Origin of the sequence: Chromobacterium subtsugae, assembly GCF_035919665.1 — a bacterium.
Classification (GTDB): domain Bacteria; phylum Pseudomonadota; class Gammaproteobacteria; order Burkholderiales; family Chromobacteriaceae; genus Chromobacterium; species Chromobacterium subtsugae.
Genome location: NZ_CP142381.1, coordinates 3,036,027 through 3,052,983 on the forward strand (window position 1 = coordinate 3,036,027; position 16,957 = coordinate 3,052,983).

At 64.4% G+C, this 16,957-nt stretch carries 17 protein-coding genes; 5 read left to right on the forward strand and 12 right to left on the reverse strand.

All coding sequences use genetic code 11. The features are described from left to right. Positions 1-21: 21 nt before the first annotated feature. The 12 genes from recO to rpoE all read right to left on the reverse strand — a co-directional run bounded on the left by recO (position 22) and on the right by rpoE (position 9,952). The gene (gene recO / locus U6115_RS14530) at positions 22-759 is read right to left on the reverse strand and encodes a DNA repair protein RecO (protein ID WP_043580055.1); all 738 of its coding nucleotides are present in this window, start codon (positions 757-759) and stop codon (positions 22-24) included. Beyond that, positions 756-1,031, reverse strand: a complete 276-nt coding sequence (locus U6115_RS14535; protein WP_052258367.1) for an antibiotic biosynthesis monooxygenase family protein — start codon at positions 1,029-1,031, stop codon at positions 756-758. Before U6115_RS14535 ends, recO begins: the two co-directional genes overlap by 4 nt. Before the next feature lie 18 nt (positions 1,032-1,049). Next, positions 1,050-1,940 carry a GTPase Era gene (era, locus tag U6115_RS14540; RefSeq protein WP_043580050.1) on the reverse strand — a complete coding sequence of 297 codons (891 nt, stop codon included), beginning with the start codon at positions 1,938-1,940 and terminating at the stop codon, positions 1,050-1,052. Next, positions 1,937-2,647, reverse strand: a complete 711-nt coding sequence (rnc, locus tag U6115_RS14545) for a ribonuclease III (protein ID WP_043580049.1) — start codon at positions 2,645-2,647, stop codon at positions 1,937-1,939. Before rnc ends, era begins: the two co-directional genes overlap by 4 nt. A 7-nt stretch (positions 2,648-2,654) precedes the next feature. Further along, positions 2,655-3,014: a DUF4845 domain-containing protein gene (locus tag U6115_RS14550; RefSeq protein WP_043580045.1), complete on the reverse strand. Its 360-nt coding sequence runs from the start codon at positions 3,012-3,014 to the stop codon at positions 2,655-2,657. A 38-nt stretch (positions 3,015-3,052) separates the two neighbouring features. Continuing rightward, positions 3,053-4,030, reverse strand: a complete 978-nt coding sequence (gene lepB, locus U6115_RS14555) for a signal peptidase I (RefSeq protein ID WP_043580044.1) — start codon at positions 4,028-4,030, stop codon at positions 3,053-3,055. After that, positions 4,031-5,824, reverse strand: coding sequence for a translation elongation factor 4 (lepA, locus tag U6115_RS14560; RefSeq protein WP_043580043.1), 1,794 nt, complete (start codon positions 5,822-5,824; stop codon positions 4,031-4,033). A gap of 178 nt (positions 5,825-6,002) precedes the next feature. Further along, on the reverse strand, positions 6,003-6,242 hold the full coding sequence (locus tag U6115_RS14565) for a glutaredoxin family protein (RefSeq protein ID WP_043580042.1): 240 nt from the start codon (positions 6,240-6,242) through the stop codon (positions 6,003-6,005). Beyond that, entirely contained in the window at positions 6,239-7,651 is a 1,413-nt protein-coding gene (locus U6115_RS14570; protein WP_043580041.1) for a DegQ family serine endoprotease, read from the reverse strand. Before U6115_RS14570 ends, U6115_RS14565 begins: the two co-directional genes overlap by 4 nt. 257 nt (positions 7,652-7,908) lie before the next feature. After that, entirely contained in the window at positions 7,909-8,805 is an 897-nt protein-coding gene (locus U6115_RS14575) for a MucB/RseB C-terminal domain-containing protein (RefSeq protein WP_230623440.1), read from the reverse strand. A 68-nt stretch (positions 8,806-8,873) separates the two neighbouring features. Further along, positions 8,874-9,350 (reverse strand): sigma-E factor negative regulatory protein, encoded by a 477-nt coding sequence (locus U6115_RS14580; protein WP_043580039.1) that lies wholly within the window; start codon positions 9,348-9,350, stop codon positions 8,874-8,876. 2 nt (positions 9,351-9,352) lie between these two features. Continuing rightward, the gene (rpoE, locus tag U6115_RS14585) at positions 9,353-9,952 is read right to left on the reverse strand and encodes an RNA polymerase sigma factor RpoE (RefSeq protein WP_043580038.1); all 600 of its coding nucleotides are present in this window, start codon (positions 9,950-9,952) and stop codon (positions 9,353-9,355) included. Positions 9,953-10,197: 245 nt separating this feature from the next. On the opposite strand from rpoE, the gene prpB reads away from it, so the two are divergent. The 5 genes from prpB (at position 10,198) to prpF (ending at position 16,792) form a co-directional block, all read left to right on the forward strand. Further along, positions 10,198-11,076, forward strand: coding sequence for a methylisocitrate lyase (gene prpB / locus U6115_RS14590; RefSeq protein ID WP_043580037.1), 879 nt, complete (start codon positions 10,198-10,200; stop codon positions 11,074-11,076). 79 nt (positions 11,077-11,155) lie between these two features. Continuing rightward, positions 11,156-12,304: a bifunctional 2-methylcitrate synthase/citrate synthase gene (gene prpC, locus U6115_RS14595; protein WP_043580036.1), complete on the forward strand. Its 1,149-nt coding sequence runs from the start codon at positions 11,156-11,158 to the stop codon at positions 12,302-12,304. A gap of 56 nt (positions 12,305-12,360) precedes the next feature. Further along, the gene (locus tag U6115_RS14600; protein ID WP_052258365.1) at positions 12,361-12,927 is read left to right on the forward strand and encodes a putative glycolipid-binding domain-containing protein; all 567 of its coding nucleotides are present in this window, start codon (positions 12,361-12,363) and stop codon (positions 12,925-12,927) included. A gap of 13 nt (positions 12,928-12,940) precedes the next feature. Then, the gene (gene acnD / locus U6115_RS14605) at positions 12,941-15,544 is read left to right on the forward strand and encodes a Fe/S-dependent 2-methylisocitrate dehydratase AcnD (RefSeq protein WP_043580035.1); all 2,604 of its coding nucleotides are present in this window, start codon (positions 12,941-12,943) and stop codon (positions 15,542-15,544) included. A gap of 57 nt (positions 15,545-15,601) precedes the next feature. After that, complete coding sequence (prpF, locus tag U6115_RS14610; RefSeq protein WP_043580034.1) at positions 15,602-16,792, forward strand: 2-methylaconitate cis-trans isomerase PrpF; 1,191 nt, start codon at positions 15,602-15,604, stop codon at positions 16,790-16,792. The last annotated feature ends 165 nt before the right edge of the window (positions 16,793-16,957 follow it).

A 16,957-nucleotide genomic window follows, 5' to 3' on the forward strand; every position in this document is an offset into this window, starting at 1 on the left:
TTCTCCCTTGTCTTGACGCCATCAGTCCGACAGGGACTGGATGGCCTGCAATAATTCGCGCGCCGCCAGCGGTTCGTCGCCCAGCAGGGCGTCCAGCCAGACCCGGCTGAGCTGCCGCGCCTGGCGGCGGGTGGCGTGTTCGGAATAGTCGTCGGCGTCTATCGCCAGCAGCGCCGCGCCGGACAGCCGCGCCGCCTTGCCGGCCAACTCCAGATGCGGCTGCTCGTCCAGCTCCGGCATGGCCGCGTTGCGGCACAGGTAGTGGCGCTCGGCGTCTATCTCGTCGCCGCGGCTGTCGCGCTTCAGCGACGGCGCGTAGCCCAGCACCTGGCTCAGCCGCAACTCATAGCGGCGCAATACCGGCGACAGCGACGGCCGCGCGGCCAGGTCGCGCACCGCGGCGTCGTAAACGGAAAAAGCCCGCGGCTCGGGGTCGTCCCGCGCCGTGAGCTTCATCATCAATTCATTCAGGTAAAAGCCGCAGACCAGCGGCAGGCCGGACAAGGGCCGCACCCCGCCGTCCCAGTCGGCGCCGTGCAGCGTGCGCAATTCTCCCTTGCCGAACCACGACAGGGTCAGCGGCTGGAACGGCAACAGCACGCCGCGCAGGTCGGAACGCGGCCGCCGCGCGCCGCGCGCCACCAGGCTGAAACGGCCGTGGTCGCGAGTCAGCACTTCCAGCAGCAGGCTGGTCTCGCGGTAAGGCTGGGTATGCAGAATGTAAGCGGGCTGCTTGTCCACCCGGCCCGGCTGGCTCATGCGCTGGATTCCCGCGGATCGATCCGGCTCACCAGGAAGGACAGTTCCGGCGCCGCGTCATCCGCGCCCCTGCCCTGCCGCGCCAATTGCTCGGCGCGGGCGCGCCAAGCCGCGATGGCCTCGACCGAATCCCAATACGTGACTCGGCCTTCGCCGCCCAGATAGCCCGGCTGCGCCGCCGCCAGCCGCAGCACGCAGCGGGCCGGATCGGAGCGGGCCGCCTCCGCCGCCAGGCTGACTGCCCAGCAGGCCTGCGGCGGCCGCGTTGTCATGGAAGCTGCCACGGCCGCTCAGTTCAGGCCGAACTCGCGCAGGAAGCGGACATCGTCGGCCCAGCCGGACTTCACCTTCACCCACACCTGCAGGAATACCTTGCCGTCGAACAGCTTTTCCATGTCGAGGCGGGCCTCGGTGGAAATCTTCTTCAGCTTCTCGCCGGCCTTGCCGATGACGATGGGCTTCTGATGCTCCTTGTCCACCAGCACCGCGATATGGATGCGGCGCAGCGCGCCGTCCATCTCGAACATTTCCACTTCGACGTTCATCTCGTAGGGCAGCTCTTCGCCCAGATAGCGGAACAGCTTTTCGCGGACGATCTCGGCGGCGAGGAAGCGCTCGTTCTTGTCGGTGACCATGTCCTCCGGATACAAGGGCATGGATTCGGGCAGGTGCGGGCGCACCTGGTCCAGCAGCTCGGCCAGGCGCTGGCCGTGCTTGGCGCTGACCACTTCGACGCCGGCGAACTCGAACTCGGCCGTCACCTCATTGATGAAGGCCTGCAGCGTCAGCTTGTCCTTGGCCTTGTCCAGCTTGTTCACCACCAGGATCACCGGGGTCTTCTTCGGCAGCAGCGCCATCACTTCCTTGTCGGCGGCGGTGAAGCGCATCGCCTCCAGCAGGAACAGCACGCAGTCGACGCTGCCGAGCGAATCCTTGACGCTCTTGTTCAGCGCCTCGTTCAGCGCGCCCTTGTGGTAGGTCTGGAAGCCCGGGGTGTCGACAAACACGAACTGCGCCGCGTCTTCGGTATGGATGCCGGTGACGCGGTGGCGCGTGGTTTGCGACTTTTTCGAGGTGATGCTGATCTTCTGGCCGATCAGGTGGTTCATCAGCGTCGATTTGCCCACGTTGGGGCGGCCGACGATGGCGACAAAGCCGCAGTGGAAGGGGGTATCGGTCATGATTTTTTCTTGCTCGCAGCGAATTTCTGTTCCAGCAGGGTCAGGGCCGCTTCGGCCGCCTGCTGTTCGGCGGCGCGGCGGCTGCCGCCGTCGCCGGTGGATATCAGGGCCAGCTCGCCCAGGTCGCACTCCACCTTGAACCATTGCTCATGCGCCTCGCCGCTCTGCGACAGGATGCGGTACTTCGGCAACTGCAGCTTGCGCGCTTGCAGCGCTTCCTGCAAGCGGGTCTTGGCGTCCTTGGCCTGGCGGGTGGTGTCTATGGTCGACACCCGCTGGTCGTACAGGCGGCGCACCACTTGTTCGGCGGCGCCGAAGTCGGCGTCGAAGCTGACGGCGGCGAAAGTCGCCTCCAGCGCGTCGGCGAGGATGGACGGGCGGTTGAAGCCGCCGCTTTTCAGCTCGCCCTCGCCCAGGTACAGGTAGTCGCCCAGTTTCAGCTCATGGGCGATTTCGGCCAGGGTGTTTTGATTGACCAGGTTGGCGCGCAGCCGGGACAGTTCGCCTTCGGTCAGTTGCGGAAACTGGTCGAACAGCATCCGCGCCACGGTGTAATTGAGAATGCTGTCGCCGACGAACTCGAAGCGCTCGTTGTTGGCGCTGCTGTAGCTGCGGTGCGTCAGGGCCTGGCGCAGCAATTCCGGTTTCTGGAAAGCATAATCCAGCGCCTGGGACAGGCGCCGGAAACGGTTGTCGATTTGGGTCACGATGTTGTTATTGGGCAGGCGGTTGACCTGCCTGGGTGTCGAAATTGAAAAGCAGGCTGACGTTGCCGAACAGCGGCACCTCGCGGTGATACTGGGCACGCAGATAGTTGCCGTTGCCGCCGGCGACCACGATCAGGTTGTCGCCCTTGATCGAGACGATTCCGGCCACGCTGGCCTTGGCGTCGAACTCCTGGCGCAGCGTATGCTCGCCGACATTGGTCTCGGTGGACAGCGCGCTCAGCGACGACTTGACGTCGCCGTATTCGGAATAAACCGGCACCACCTTGAACACCAGCAACAGCGCGAAGCCGACGAGGGCCAGAACCAACAAAACCGCAATTACCGACAAACCTTTCTGCTGCCTCATGCGCCTCTCCTGGTCATGGCCGCCCGCGCGGCCTTGAGTTATTTTACCTGGGTGCCGATACGCGACAGATTGCCGAAGTTCATCCAGATCATGAAGGCCTTGCCCACCATCAGCTTGTCGTCGACGAAGCCCCAGTAGCGGCCGTCGGAGCTGTTGTCGCGGTTGTCGCCCATCATGAAGTAGTGGCCCTGCGGCACCTTGCAGACGAAGCCGTCCTCGTCATAGCGGCAGTTGTCGCGGTAGTCGAAATCTCGCACCTGGCTAAGCGCCACCACCGGCGTGCCGACATTGTTCAATACATGGTAGGTCTTGCCGGCCTGACTTTCGCGGTATTGATTGGCCGTGATGGTCTGCAGGCCCAAGTCCTTTTCCAGGTAGTCATAGCTGCCGTCCGGCACATCCTGCAGCGGCTTGCCGTTGATGGTGAGCCGCTTGTTGCGGTATTCCACCGTGTCGCCCGGCAGGCCGATCACGCGCTTGATGTAGTTGATCTTCGGTTCCGGCGGGTAGTTGAACACCACCACGTCGCCGTGCTCCACCTTGTTCACCGGGATCAGCACATTGTTCAGCACCGGCACGCGGATGCCGTAAGTGAACTTGTTCACCAGGATGAAATCGCCGACCACCAGGCCCGGACGCATCGAGCTGGACGGAATCTGGAACGGCTCCACCAGGAAGGAGCGCAGCACGAACACCACCAGGATCACCGGGAAGAAGCCGCGCGAGTAATCGACGAAATGTCCCGGCTGGGCGCCGCTGGCGGCGCGCTTCTTCGCCAGCAGCCACTTGTCCAGGGCCCAGACCACGCCGGTGATCAGCACGAACACCAGCATGACCGCGGTAAAGCTCATATAGCTGGACAGCAGGCCGAAGCCGCCGATCACCAGGGCCAGATAGCCCCACTGCACGGACTGCGGCCAGTCCTTGTCGCCGTCCTGCTTCTTGCCGCCCAGCGCCACCAGGATGGCGCCGACCACGGCCGCCGCCACGAACCCCCAGAACAAGTTTGCACCCACTTATTTGTCCCCTACTTGAAGAATCGCCAGGAAAGCCTCTTGCGGGATTTCCACGTTGCCGACCTGCTTCATCCGCTTCTTGCCGGCCTTTTGTTTTTCCAGCAGCTTTTTCTTACGGGTGATGTCGCCGCCGTAGCACTTGGCCAACACGTTCTTGCGCAGCGCCTTCACCGTTTCGCGGGCGATGATGTGGCCGCCGATGGCCGCCTGCACCGCGATGTCGAACATCTGGCGCGGGATCAATTCGCGCATCTTGGACACCAGCTCGCGGCCGCGGTACACGCTGGAAGCGCGGTGCACGATCAGGCTCAAGGCATCCACCTTCTCGCCGTTGACCAGCACGTCCAGCTTGACCAGGTCGGCGCTCTGGAATTCCTTGAACTCGTAGTCGAGCGAGGCGTAGCCTCGGCTGGTGGACTTGAGCTTGTCGAAGAAGTCCATCACCACTTCGTTCATCGGCAGGTCGTAGGTCAGCATCACCTGGCGGCCCATGTACTGCATATTGCGCTGCGAGCCGCGCTTCTGGTTGCACAGCGTCATCACCGCGCCGACATAGTCCTGCGGCACCAGAATGGTGGAGGTGATGATGGGTTCGCGCAAATCTTCATACTTGCCGGAATCCGGCATCCGCGACGGGTTGGACACCACTTCCACCGTGCCGTCCTTCATCACCACTTCGTAGTTCACCGTCGGCGCGGTGGTGATCAGGTCCATGTCGAACTCGCGCTCCAGCCGCTCCTGGACGATCTCCAGGTGCAGGAGGCCGAGGAAGCCGCAACGGAAGCCGAAACCCAGCGCCTGCGACACTTCCGGTTCGTACTTCAGCGAGGCGTCGTTCAGCTGCAGCTTTTCCAGCGCGTCGCGCAGCGCTTCGTAATCGTGGCTTTCCACCGGGTACAGGCCGGCAAATACCTGCGACTGCACGTCCTTGAAGCCCGGCAGCGCCTCGGCGGCCTGGTTGTTCACCAGGGTGATGGTGTCGCCGACCTTGGCCGATTTCAATTCCTTGATGCCGGCGATGACGAAGCCCACTTCGCCGGCGCTCAGGCTGGGTTTCTGCACCGATTTCGGCGTGAACACGCCCACCTGTTCGCACAGGTGCTCGGCGCCGGTGGCCATGAACTTGATCTTGTCCTTCGGCTTCAGCGAGCCGTCGATCACCCGCACCAGCATCACCACGCCGACGTAGTTGTCGAACCAGGAGTCGACGATCAGCGCCTTCAGCGGGCCGTCCGGATTGCCCTGCGGCGGCGGGATCTTGCTGACCACTTCTTCCAGGATGTCTTCGATGCCGATGCCGGACTTGGCCGACGCGCGCACCGCGTCCACCGCCTCGATGCCGATGATGTCTTCGATTTCCTGCGAGATGCGCTCCGGGTCGGCCGCCGGCAGGTCGATCTTGTTCAGCACCGGCACCACTTCCACGCCCAGCTCGATGGCGGTGTAGCAGTTGGCCACGGTCTGGGCTTCCACGCCTTGCGACGCGTCCACCACCAGCAGCGCGCCTTCGCAGGCGGACAGCGAGCGCGACACTTCGTAGCTGAAGTCCACGTGCCCCGGGGTGTCGATCAGATTGAGATTGTAGATCTGGCCGTCGCGCGCCTTGTAGGTCAGCGCGGCGGTCTGCGCCTTGATCGTGATGCCGCGCTCTTTCTCGATGTCCATCGAGTCGAGCACCTGGGCGCTCATTTCGCGCAGCTCCAGGCCCCCGCAGAATTGAATGAAGCGGTCGGCCAGGGTGGATTTACCGTGGTCGATATGGGCAATGATCGAAAAATTTCGGATGTTCTTCATCGGTTTCCAGCAAAAGATAAGGGCACGCGCGCGTGCCCGAGGCTGCTGACGGATGGCCGCTCCGGAGGCGCGCCGGCGGAGGGCCATGATCCTGGCGCGTCCGACGGCTGCCGGAAGCCGATCAGCAATCGGGGGCGCGGCCAGCGCGCCCCCGGTTTAACTCACACTGGCGCGGATTTTAGCCGATTTCGCCCAAGTGTGCAGCCAATCTCGCAGCATCCAGATGCCAATGGCAGATTTCGGCCTCGCCATCCATCAGCACCGGCACCAATTCGTTGAAACGGGCCTCCAGCGCCGGGTCGGCATCCACATCCAGCACTTCCAGCTCGAAGCCGTAGCGTTGCCGCCACGGCGCGAGCTCGGCCAGCATCTGGTGGCACAGGCTGCAGTACTCGCGAAAATACAATGTCAGCTTCACTTGGCCTCGCCTATCGTCAAAGGCACGAACTGTACCATGCCCTGGCGCATCACCTGCAAGGCCACCGTGCCGCCGTTCTTCGCCTGCTCCAAGGCCTTCTTCAGTTGGGCGAAGCTTTGCAGCGGATCGCTGCCGATGCCGACGATGACGTCGCCCGGCTGGATGCCGGCGCGCAGCGCCACGCCGTTGGCCTGGCGCACCAAGAGGCCATACGCAATGCCGGCGCGCTGCAGCTGGGCGGGGCTCAGCTCCTGCAGGCGCAGGCCGATCTGGGCCAGACTCTGCTCGTTTTCCGAACCCGGCTTGCGGTATTCGCGCTGCGCCACCCGCGCGTCTTCTGCCTTCAGCTCTTCCGGCACCACCTTGATGCTCAGCGGCGCGCGGTTGCGCCAGATATCCAGTGCGATGGCCTTGCCCGGCGGCATGTCGCTGATCAGCCGCTGCAGATCGCCGCCGGAATTCACATCCTGGCCGTTGACCTTGACGATGATGTCGCCCGCCTTCAGGCCCGCCTTCTGCGCCGGACCTTTCGGGTCCAGCGCGTTCACCAGCGCGCCGCTGGGCTTCGCCAGCCCGAACGAAGCCGCCAGGTCCTTGCTCAACTCCTGGATCACCACGCCGATGCGGCTGCGGGTCACCTTGCCCTTGGCCTTCAGCTGGTCCGCCACATTCATCGCGGTGTCGATCGGGATGGCGAAGGAGATGCCCATGAAGCCGCCGGAGCGGCTATAGATCTGCGAGTTGATGCCCACCACCTCGCCGCGCATATTGAACAGCGGTCCGCCGGAGTTGCCGGGATTCACCGCCGCGTCGGTCTGGATGAACTGCACCGAGCTCTCGTCCGGCAGCTGGCGGTTCTTGCCGGACACGATGCCGGAAGTGGCGGTGTTCTCGAAACCGAAAGGCGAGCCGATGGCCAGCACCCACTCGCCCACTTTCAGCGTCTTGGGGTCGGCGCGGCGCACCACCGGCAGATTATTGGCGTCAATCTTGATCAAGGCCACGTCGGAGCGGGCGTCAGAGCCTATCACCCGCGCCTGGTATTCGCGCTTGTCCGTCAGCTTGACCGTGATCTTCTCCGCGCGCGCCACCACGTGCGCATTGGTCAGCACATAACCGTCGGAAGAGATGATGAAGCCCGAGCCCAGCGAATTCTCTTGGCGTTCCTGCTGACGCGGCGGCGCGAAACGGCGGAAGAATTCGAAGAACGGATCGCCCTCCATTCCCTCCGGCACATCCGCCGTCGCCTCCTTCACCATTGAGGTGGTGCTGATATTGACCACCGCCTTGCCCTCGCTTTCGACGATACCGCTGAAATCCGGCAGCTCAGCCGCCATGGCGGCAGGCAGCTGGGCGGCAAAGAAAGATGCCGACAGCATTACGGAAATGATCAGTTTTTTAACCGACATGTGCGCTCCATCTTGGATGTGTTGTGGATTGAGTTTCCGGCGATAGCCGGCAGCCAGAATCAAGCAGACCGCCGCCCATCAGGACGCCCGGTCATTTCCCATCAAGCGCGGCGCCGACAGGCGCGGCACGCAAAACTGGCCGCTCTCATCGCACCCGGCAATGAAAACGGCCAGCCGAACCACTTCAGCCGAAGGACGCTCCCGGCGCAGCCGCGCCGCTTACGTCCGCAGCCACCGAGGCTTCACGCATCGCAGGCTCAATCGTTCTTGCCATTGATGTGCAGGCCTTTGAGCAGCGCCATCATCGCCGTCTGCGGCATATCGCCCACCGCAGTCAGCTGCATGTCGCCCTGATAGCTGGTGGCCATATTGATGGCGCCGTGCAGATTGCCCACCCGCTCCAGCCTGGCGTTCTCAGGCGGCGGCGGCTCGACGAATACCGACAGCATCACCAGGCCGTCCGACAGCACCAGATGGCGCACCGGCTTGCCGCCCTGCCCCGGCAGCACGCGCTGCACCGAACGCAGCAAGCGGAAACCTTGCGGCAGACCGCTCACCTCGTTCTGCGACACCGACGGATCAGCGCCCACCGGCGCCTTGGCCGGCCGCAGCAGGAACTTCTGCGCCAGCCGCGGCTTGTACGCCTTCTTGTCCTTCGCGCCGGCCAGCTCCACCTCGGTGAAAGTGAATTGCTCCACCGAGTCGCCGCGCGGCGACAGGGTGATCACTTTCAAGGGCAGGTAGGTGCTGGGCTCGATGCACATCCGCATCGAGTAGCGCTGCGGATCGCGCGGCTGCAGATCCAGCCACTGGCAATCGCGCTTCGCCACCCGGTCCGAACCGGTGCGCTTGAGCACGTAGGAACGGGTGATGTCTTCCAGATCGTCCGGCAGCAAGGCCGGGAACAGCCGCATCGCGCTGATCTTGCACGCCATCAGCGCGCGCTTGTCGGGCGCGAAACAGGTCAGTTCGCCGCCGTTTCGCACCACCTCGCGCGAGGGGCCGTCCAACGAGACGCGCTTCTCGCGCACCCCGTCGCCTTGCCCCTGGCGGACGATGCGGAAGGTTTCCAACATGCCGTTCATCTGATGCAGATAGGTGCCATCCAGCGCCTGCTGCCGTCCGGCATTGCCGACGTTGCGCAACAGCTGCATGTCATCCTCAGCATGGGCCGCGCAGGCGGCCCCGAACATCAACACGCCAATCAGAGGAACGACACGCATCAGTGGCGAGCTCCGTTTCCGTAAGACACGCGCATCACGCTCTGGTCGGCGGTCACTTCCTGGTGCGCCAGCACATAGGGATCGTCCTGCTCCATCGCCGGCTGGGCGATCTGCACCGGCACGCCCCGGTCCGCGATGGCCGAAGCCGGCGCGGAGCGGTGGGCGAGCTGCTGCCAGCCCACCACCGCCGCGAAGCTGACGCTGGCAGCCAAGGCCACCGCGCTGGCCGCCCGGGCGCGGCGCGGCCGCATCCAGCGGCGCGGCGCGAGCACCGTCGGCTCGTCCACCATGCGCTCGGCCACCTTGGCGCGCACATTCAGCCCCGCCATGCGATTGGAGCGCATCGCGTCTCCGATCAGGTGATATTGGTCCCAGGCCGCATCCAGGTCCTTGTCAGCGGCGATGGCGGAAAGCGCCTTGTCGGCTTCTGTTCCGTCCAGCTCGCCATCCATCAGCGCGGATATCGTTTCTTTCATACTTACCACCTTCTGTTCTTGGCCGTATCCAGCAGAGGCCTGAGCTCAGCAGCAATTGCCTCGCGCGCCCGGAAAATCCGCGAACGCACGGTGCCTATCGGACAGTCCATCACCCTGGCGATTTCATCGTAGGACAAGCCCTCCATTTCTCTGAGCGAAATGGCGGTGCGCAGTTCCTCCGGCAAAGCCTCCACGGCGGCGTTGACCGTCGCCAGAATCTCCTTGTTCATCAGCTCGGTTTCGGGCGTGTTCATGTCGGGAATCTGCGACGCCATGTCGAAGCTCTCGCCATCCTCGTCCTCGATCTCGCTGTTCACCACCGGGCGTCGCCCGCTGGCGCTGAGGAAATTCTTGGCAGTATTGATGCCGATCCTGTACAGCCATGTGTAAAACGCGCTCTCACCCCGGAAAGACGGCAAGGCACGATACGCTTTGATAAACGCTTCCTGCGTCACATCCTCGATGTCCGAACCGTCGCGGATAAACCGCGACAACAGCCTGGCGAGACGTCGCTGATACTTGGCAACAAGCAGATCGAAAGCTCTTTTTTCACCTCGCTGGGCACGTTCCACCAACTGTTGATCGATGTCCCGATCACTCATGTCGTTGTTATGCTCCCTGGTTTGCCCACTGTTCTATGTGGTCGTGTACGTGGACTGTGATCTAGACCACAGGCTTTGCCTTGAGTTCCCACTGGCGAGGACGTAGCGAAACATATCACTGTCGCGGCAAAACTTGAATATCCGTTTGACAACTATTGCCAGCATTTTGTGGAGCAATTACACTCCAACCAAGCACTTGCTTGAATGACAAGCAACTACCCCATCCCTACCATCAGGAGCACTCCATGAACACTCCCGGGCAGCGTTTCCGCCAGGCCGTGGCCGCAGAAAAACCATTGCAGGTGGTAGGGGCGATCAACGCCTATTCCGCACGTTTGGCCGAACACTCCGGTTTCAAGGCCCTGTACTTGTCGGGCGGCGGCGTGGCCGCGGCCTCCTGCGGCATTCCCGACCTCGGCATCACCACGCTGGAAGACGTGCTGATCGACGTGCGCCGCATCACCGACGCGAGCGACCTGCCGCTGCTGGTGGACATCGACACCGGCTGGGGCGGCGCTTTCAACATCGCCCGCGCGGTGCGCAGCCTGGAAAAGGCCGGCGCCGCCGCCGTCCATATCGAAGACCAGGTGCAGCAAAAACGTTGCGGCCACCGCCCCAACAAGGCCATCGTATCGCAGGATGAGATGGTGGACCGCATCAAGGCCGCCACCGACGCCCGCCGCGACGACAGCTTCGTCATCATGGCGCGCACCGACGCGCTGGCGGTGGAAGGCCTGGACGCCGCCATCGAACGCGCAGTCGCCTGCGTGGAAGCCGGCGCCGACATGATTTTCCCGGAAGCGATGACCGACCTCGCCATGTACCAGCAGTTTGCCGAAGCGGTGAAAGTGCCGGTACTGGCCAATATCACCGAATTCGGCTCGACCCCGCTTTACACCACCGCGGAATTGGGCGCCAACGGCGTCGGCCTGGTGCTGTATCCGCTGTCGGCCTTCCGCGCGATGAGCCAGGCCGCGCTCGCCGTGTACGGCGCCATCCGCCGCGACGGCACCCAGCGGGCGGTGCTGGACACCATGCAGACCCGGATGGACCTGTACGACCACCTGGGCTACCACGATTACGAACAAAAGCTCGACGCCCTGTTCGCCGCCGGCAAGCAATAAGCCCGGCCCCAGGCGCAAGCGACAACAACAGCAGAAAACGGCAGCAGCTTTGCCCATTGTCTACACAAGGAGAAGTGGCATGACTGAAGTGGTTCTCACCGGCAAACCGAAAAAATCCGTCGCCCTGTCCGGCGTCGCCGCCGGCAACACCGCGCTGTGCACCGTCGGCCGCAGCGGCAACGACCTGCACTACCGCGGCTACGACATCCTCGATTTGGCCGACAAGGCCGAATTCGAGGAAGTGGCCTACCTGCTGGTTCACGGCAAGCTGCCGAACCAGGCGGAACTGGCCGGCTACAAGAAAAAGCTGAAATCGCTGCGCGGCCTGCCGGCTTCGGTAAAAGCGGTGCTGGAGGCGCTGCCGGCCAGCGCCCACCCGATGGACGTGATGCGCAGCGGCGCGTCCGCCTTGGGTTGCGCGCTGCCGGAGAAGGACGACCACAACCTGGCCGGCGCGCGCGACATCGCCGACCGCCTGATGGCCTCGTTCGGCTCCATCCTGCTCTACTGGCACCACTACAGCCACAACGGCAAGCGCATCGACGTCGAAACCGACGACGACAGCATAGGCGGCCACTTCCTGCATCTGCTGCATGGAGTCAAGCCACCCCAGGAATGGGTGCGGGCGATGCACACCTCGCTGAACCTGTACGCCGAGCACGAATTCAACGCTTCCACCTTCGCCGCCCGCGTCATCGCCGGCACCGGCTCCGACATGCACAGCGCCATCACCGGCGCCATCGGCGCGCTGCGCGGCCCCAAGCACGGCGGCGCCAACGAAGTGGCGTTCGAAATCCAGCAGCGCTATGAAAGCCCGGACGAAGCCGAGGCCGACATCCGCGCCCGCGTCGAGCGCAAGGAAGTGGTCATCGGCTTCGGCCACCCGGTCTACACCGTGTCCGACCCGCGCAACGTGGTGATCAAGGAAGTGGCGCGCGAACTGTCCCGGCAAAACCAGGACATGAAGATGTTCGACATCGCCGAACGTCTGGAAAGCGTGATGTGGGACGTCAAGAAAATGTTCCCGAATCTCGACTGGTTCTCCGCCGTCAGCTACTACGCGATGGGCGTGCCGACCGCGATGTTCACCCCGCTGTTCGTGATCGCCCGCACCAGCGGCTGGAGCGCGCACGTGATCGAGCAACGCCAGGACGGCAAAATCATCCGCCCGTCGGCCAACTACATCGGCCCGGAAGACCAGGCCTACATCCCGCTGGAACAGCGTTGAGCCATTGACGCAAGCGGCGCGGCCCTCCGGCCGCGCCGGCCATTTCGGAGCAGTGAATGAAGCAATCGTTGTTCTGGCAGCGCCTGGATTGTCCCGGGCTGGAGCAAGTCCAGCTCGAAACCGGCTCAGGCCTGTCTCTTTCCGCCAGCGGCAGCCTGCTGCACGCCGACAGCGGCGCCAGCCTGCGCTACCGGATGCAGCTGGACCATCACGGCCGGCTCAGCCACGCCCACATCGACGTTTCCGCCCCCGAACCCAGGCAACTGACGCTGCAGCACACCGAAAGCGGCCGCTGGCTGCTCAACGGCCAGGCCCAGCCGGCCTGGGACGGCTGCCAGGAACTGGACCTGCAGGCCTGCGGCCTGACCAACGCCTTCCCGATCCGCCGCCTGAAACTGGGCGTCGGCGACAGCGTCGAACTTTCCATGCTGTTCGTGCGCCTGCCCAGCCTAAAGCCGACGCGCTGCCCGCAGCGCTACACCCGCCTGCCGGACCGCGACGGGCTGGCCTGCTACCGCTACCAATCGCCCGGCTTCGCCGCCGACATCATCGTCGACGAGCAAGGCTTCACCATTCATTACAGCGACTTTCTGCAACGGCTGCCCGACAGCGGCCGCGACTGAGCGAAAGACAGACATGAACCGCCAATACCGCACCGCCCTGCCCGGCACCGGGCTCGACTATTTCGACGCCCGCGCCGCCGTGGAGGCCATCCAGCCCGGCGCCTGGGACAAGCTGCCCTACACCGGCCGCATCCACGCCGAAAACCTGGTCCGCCGTTGCGAGCCGGCAGCCCTGACCGAATGCCTGGAACAAATCGTCTATCGCAAGCGCGAGCGCGATTTCCCCTGGTTCCCCGCGCGCGTGGTCTGCCACGACATCCTGGGCCAGACCGCGTTGGTGGACCTGGCCGGCCTGCGCGACGCCATCGCCGACCAAGGCGGCGACCCGGCCCAGGTCAACCCGGTGGTGCCGGTGCAATTGATCGTCGACCACTCGCTGGCGGTGGAGTGCGGCGGCTTCGACCCGCGAGCCTTCGAAAAAAACCGCGCGATAGAGGACAGGCGCAACGAGGACCGCTTCCACTTCATCGATTGGACCAAGTCCGCCTTCGACAATGTGGACGTGATCCCCGCCGGCAACGGCATCATGCACCAGATCAACCTGGAAAAGATGTCGCCGGTAATTCACAGCGACAAGGGCGTGGCCTATCCCGACACCTGCGTCGGCACCGACAGCCACACCCCGCATGTGGACGCGCTGGGTGTGATCGCCGTCGGCGTGGGCGGCCTGGAGGCGGAAAACGTGATGCTGGGCCGCGCCTCGTGGATGCGGCTGCCGGACATCGTCGGCGTGGAGCTGGCCGGCAAACCGGCCGCCGGCATCACCGCCACCGATATGGTGCTGGCGCTGACCGAATTCCTGCGCCAACAAAAAGTCGTCGGCGCGTATCTGGAATTTTACGGCGAAGGCGCGGCGGCGCTGACGCTGGGCGACCGCGCCACCATCTCCAATATGGCGCCGGAGTACGGCGCGACGGCGGCGCTGTTCTTCATCGACCAGCAGACTATCGATTACCTGAAACTGACCGGCCGCAGCGACGAGCAGGTGAAGCTGGTGGAAACCTACGCCAAGACCGCCGGCCTGTGGGCGGACAGCCTGAAAACGGCAGAATACGAGCGCCTACTCACATTTGACCTCTCCAGCGTGGTCCGTAATCTGGCCGGCCCGTCCAACCCGCACAAGCGGCTGCCGGTGTCGGCGCTGGCAGAACGCGGCATCGCGGTCAATCTGGCCCAGGCGCGCGAACAAGAGGCGCAGGGCCTGCTGCCGGACGGCGCGGTGATCATCGCCGCCATCACCAGCTGCACCAACACCAGCAATCCGCGCAATGTGATCGCCGCCGGCCTGTTGGCGCGCAACGCCAACAAGCTGGGCCTAGTGCGCAAACCGTGGGTCAAGTCTTCGCTCGCGCCCGGCTCCAAGGCGGTGGAACTGTATTTGAAGGAAGCCGGCCTGCTGTCCGAACTGGAACAGCTGGGCTTCGGCATCGTCGCCTTCGCCTGCACCACCTGCAACGGCATGTCCGGCGCGCTGGATGCGAAAATCCAGCAGGAAATCCTAGACCGCGACCTGTACGCGACGGCGGTGCTGTCCGGCAACCGCAACTTCGACGGCCGCATCCATCCGTATGCCAAGCAGGCTTTCCTGGCCTCGCCGCCGCTGGTGATCGCCTACGCCATCGCCGGCACCATGCGCTTCGACATCGAAAAAGACGTCTTGGGCATCGCCGACGGCAAGGAAATCCGCCTGCAGGACATCTGGCCGTCCGACGCCGAAATCGACGCGGTGCTGAAGCAATCGGTGAAGCCGGAGCAGTTCCGCCAAGTGTACGAGCCGATGTTCGCCATCCACCGCGACAGCGCCGCCAAAGCCAGCCCGCTGTACGCCTGGCGGCCGCAGAGCACCTATATCCGCCGCCCGCCATACTGGGAGGGCGCGCTGGCCGGCGAGCGCACGCTGAAGGGCATGCGCCCGCTCGCCTTGCTGCCGGACAACATCACCACCGACCACCTGTCGCCGTCCAACGCCATCCTGGCCAGCTCCGCCGCCGGCGAGTACCTGGCCAAGATGGGCCTGCCGGAAGAGGATTTCAATTCCTACGCCACCCACCGCGGCGACCACCTGACCGCGCAGCGCGCCACCTTCGCCAACCCGCAGTTGGTCAATGAAATGGCCGTGGTGGACGGCGAGGTGCAAAAGGGCTCGCTGGCCCGAGTGGAGCCGGAAGGCAAGGTGATGCGGATGTGGGAAGCCATCGAAACCTATATGGACCGCAAGCAGCCGCTGATCATCGTCGCCGGCGCCGACTACGGCCAGGGCAGCTCGCGCGACTGGGCGGCCAAGGGCGTGCGGCTGGCGGGCGTGGAGGCCATCGCCGCCGAAGGCTTCGAGCGCATCCACCGGACTAACTTGATTGGAATGGGCGTGCTGCCGCTGGAGTTCAAGCCCGGCGTCAACCGCAAGACTTTGCAGCTGGATGGCACCGAAACCTACGACGTGATCGGCCAGCGCCAGCCGCGCGCCGACCTGGCCCTGGTGATCCATCGCCGCAGCGGCGAAACAGTGCAAGTCGCCGTGACCTGTAGGCTGGACACCGCGGAAGAAGTGTCGATCTACGAGGCTGGCGGCGTATTGCAGCGCTTCGCTCAGGATTTCCTGGCGGCGGCGCAAGCCTGACCCACACACAGCGGCCGATTCATGTCGGCCGCGCCACACAAAAACAGGACGGCAAACATGACTCACCCGGCTCAGATTCGCATTCCCGCCACCTATATGCGCGGCGGCACCAGCAAGGGAGTATTTTTCCGGCTGCAGGACCTGCCGGAAGCCGCCCGCCAGCCCGGCGCGGCACGGGACAAACTGCTGCTGCGCGTCATCGGCAGCCCGGACCCGTACGGCAAGCAGATAGACGGCATGGGAGGCGCAACGTCCAGCACCAGTAAAACCGTCATCGTGTCCCAATCCACCCGGCCGAATCACGATGTCGACTACCTGTTCGGCCAGGTCGCCATCGACAAGGCCTTCGTCGACTGGACCGGCAACTGCGGCAACCTGTCAGCCGCCGTCGGCCCTTTCGCCATCGCCAATCGCCTGATCGACCCGGCGCGCGTGCCGGAGCATGGCATCTGCACCGTGCGCATCTGGCAGGCCAATATCGGCAAGACCATCATCGCCCACGTGCCCGTCAGCGGCGGCCAAGTGCAGGAAACCGGCGATTTCGAGCTGGACGGCGTCACCTTCCCCGCCGCCGAGGTGCAGCTGGAATTCCTCGACCCGGCAGATGAGGGAGACGGCGACGGCGGCGCGATGTTTCCCACCGGCAAGCTGGTGGACACGCTGGAAGTGCCGGGCGTCGGCGCCTTCCCGGCCACGCTGATCAATGCCGGCATCCCCACCATCTTCGTCAACGCCGCCGACATCGGCTACACCGGCACGGAATTGCAGGACGCGATCAATTCCGATCCGGCGGCGCTGGCGCGTTTCGAAACCATCCGCGCCCACGGCGCGCTGAGAATGGGGCTGATCAAGAGCCTGGACGAGATCGCCAGCCGCCAGCACACGCCCAAGATCGCCTTCGTCGCGCCGCCGGCCGACTACACCGCGTCCAGCGGCAAGCCAGTCAAAACCTCCGATATCGACGTACTGGCGCGGGCGATGTCAATGGGCAAGCTGCACCACGCGATGATGGGCACCGCGGCGGTGGCCATCGGCACCGCCGCGGCCATTCCCGGCACGCTGGTCAACCTGGCCGCCGGCGGCGGCAAGCGCCAGGCGGTGCGTTTCGGCCATCCGTCCGGCACGCTGCGGGTGGGCGCGCAGGCCCGCGAGGAACGCGGCGAATGGGTGGTCACCAAGGCGATCATGAGCCGCAGCGCCCGCGTGCTGATGGAAGGCTGGGTGCGAGTGCCGGGCGACGCCTTCTGAGGCAGCCGGCAGGATTCGCCCAAAAATAGCGGGGATGCTGCGAAGCCTCCCCGTTTTTCCATTCCGACAGCGCCATTGCCGGCAGTTTCTTGCTAGATTTCGTGAGATAATGACGGCCAGCCGGCGCGACAAAGACATGAATTCCATCTGCATAGCCATCCGCGC

What these genes read in the sequence shown, in the direction of transcription:
- recO (WP_043580055.1), bottom strand. Translation starts at nt 759, where the DNA reads ATGAGCCAGCCGGGCCGGGTGGACAAGCAGCCCGCTTACATTCTGCAT.
- U6115_RS14570 (WP_043580041.1), bottom strand. Translation starts at nt 7,651, where the DNA reads ATGTCGGTTAAAAAACTGATCATTTCCGTAATGCTGTCGGCATCTTTC.
- lepA (WP_043580043.1), bottom strand. Translation starts at nt 5,824, where the DNA reads ATGAAGAACATCCGAAATTTTTCGATCATTGCCCATATCGACCACGGT.
- prpC (WP_043580036.1), top strand. Translation starts at nt 11,156, where the DNA reads ATGACTGAAGTGGTTCTCACCGGCAAACCGAAAAAATCCGTCGCCCTG.
- prpF (WP_043580034.1), top strand. Translation starts at nt 15,602, where the DNA reads ATGACTCACCCGGCTCAGATTCGCATTCCCGCCACCTATATGCGCGGC.
- U6115_RS14575 (WP_230623440.1), bottom strand. Translation starts at nt 8,805, where the DNA reads ATGCAGCTGTTGCGCAACGTCGGCAATGCCGGACGGCAGCAGGCGCTG.
- U6115_RS14535 (WP_052258367.1), bottom strand. Translation starts at nt 1,031, where the DNA reads ATGACAACGCGGCCGCCGCAGGCCTGCTGGGCAGTCAGCCTGGCGGCG.
- acnD (WP_043580035.1), top strand. Translation starts at nt 12,941, where the DNA reads ATGAACCGCCAATACCGCACCGCCCTGCCCGGCACCGGGCTCGACTAT.
- rpoE (WP_043580038.1), bottom strand. Translation starts at nt 9,952, where the DNA reads ATGAGTGATCGGGACATCGATCAACAGTTGGTGGAACGTGCCCAGCGA.
- U6115_RS14580 (WP_043580039.1), bottom strand. Translation starts at nt 9,350, where the DNA reads ATGAAAGAAACGATATCCGCGCTGATGGATGGCGAGCTGGACGGAACA.
- U6115_RS14550 (WP_043580045.1), bottom strand. Translation starts at nt 3,014, where the DNA reads ATGAGGCAGCAGAAAGGTTTGTCGGTAATTGCGGTTTTGTTGGTTCTG.
- prpB (WP_043580037.1), top strand. Translation starts at nt 10,198, where the DNA reads ATGAACACTCCCGGGCAGCGTTTCCGCCAGGCCGTGGCCGCAGAAAAA.
- U6115_RS14600 (WP_052258365.1), top strand. Translation starts at nt 12,361, where the DNA reads ATGAAGCAATCGTTGTTCTGGCAGCGCCTGGATTGTCCCGGGCTGGAG.
- era (WP_043580050.1), bottom strand. Translation starts at nt 1,940, where the DNA reads ATGACCGATACCCCCTTCCACTGCGGCTTTGTCGCCATCGTCGGCCGC.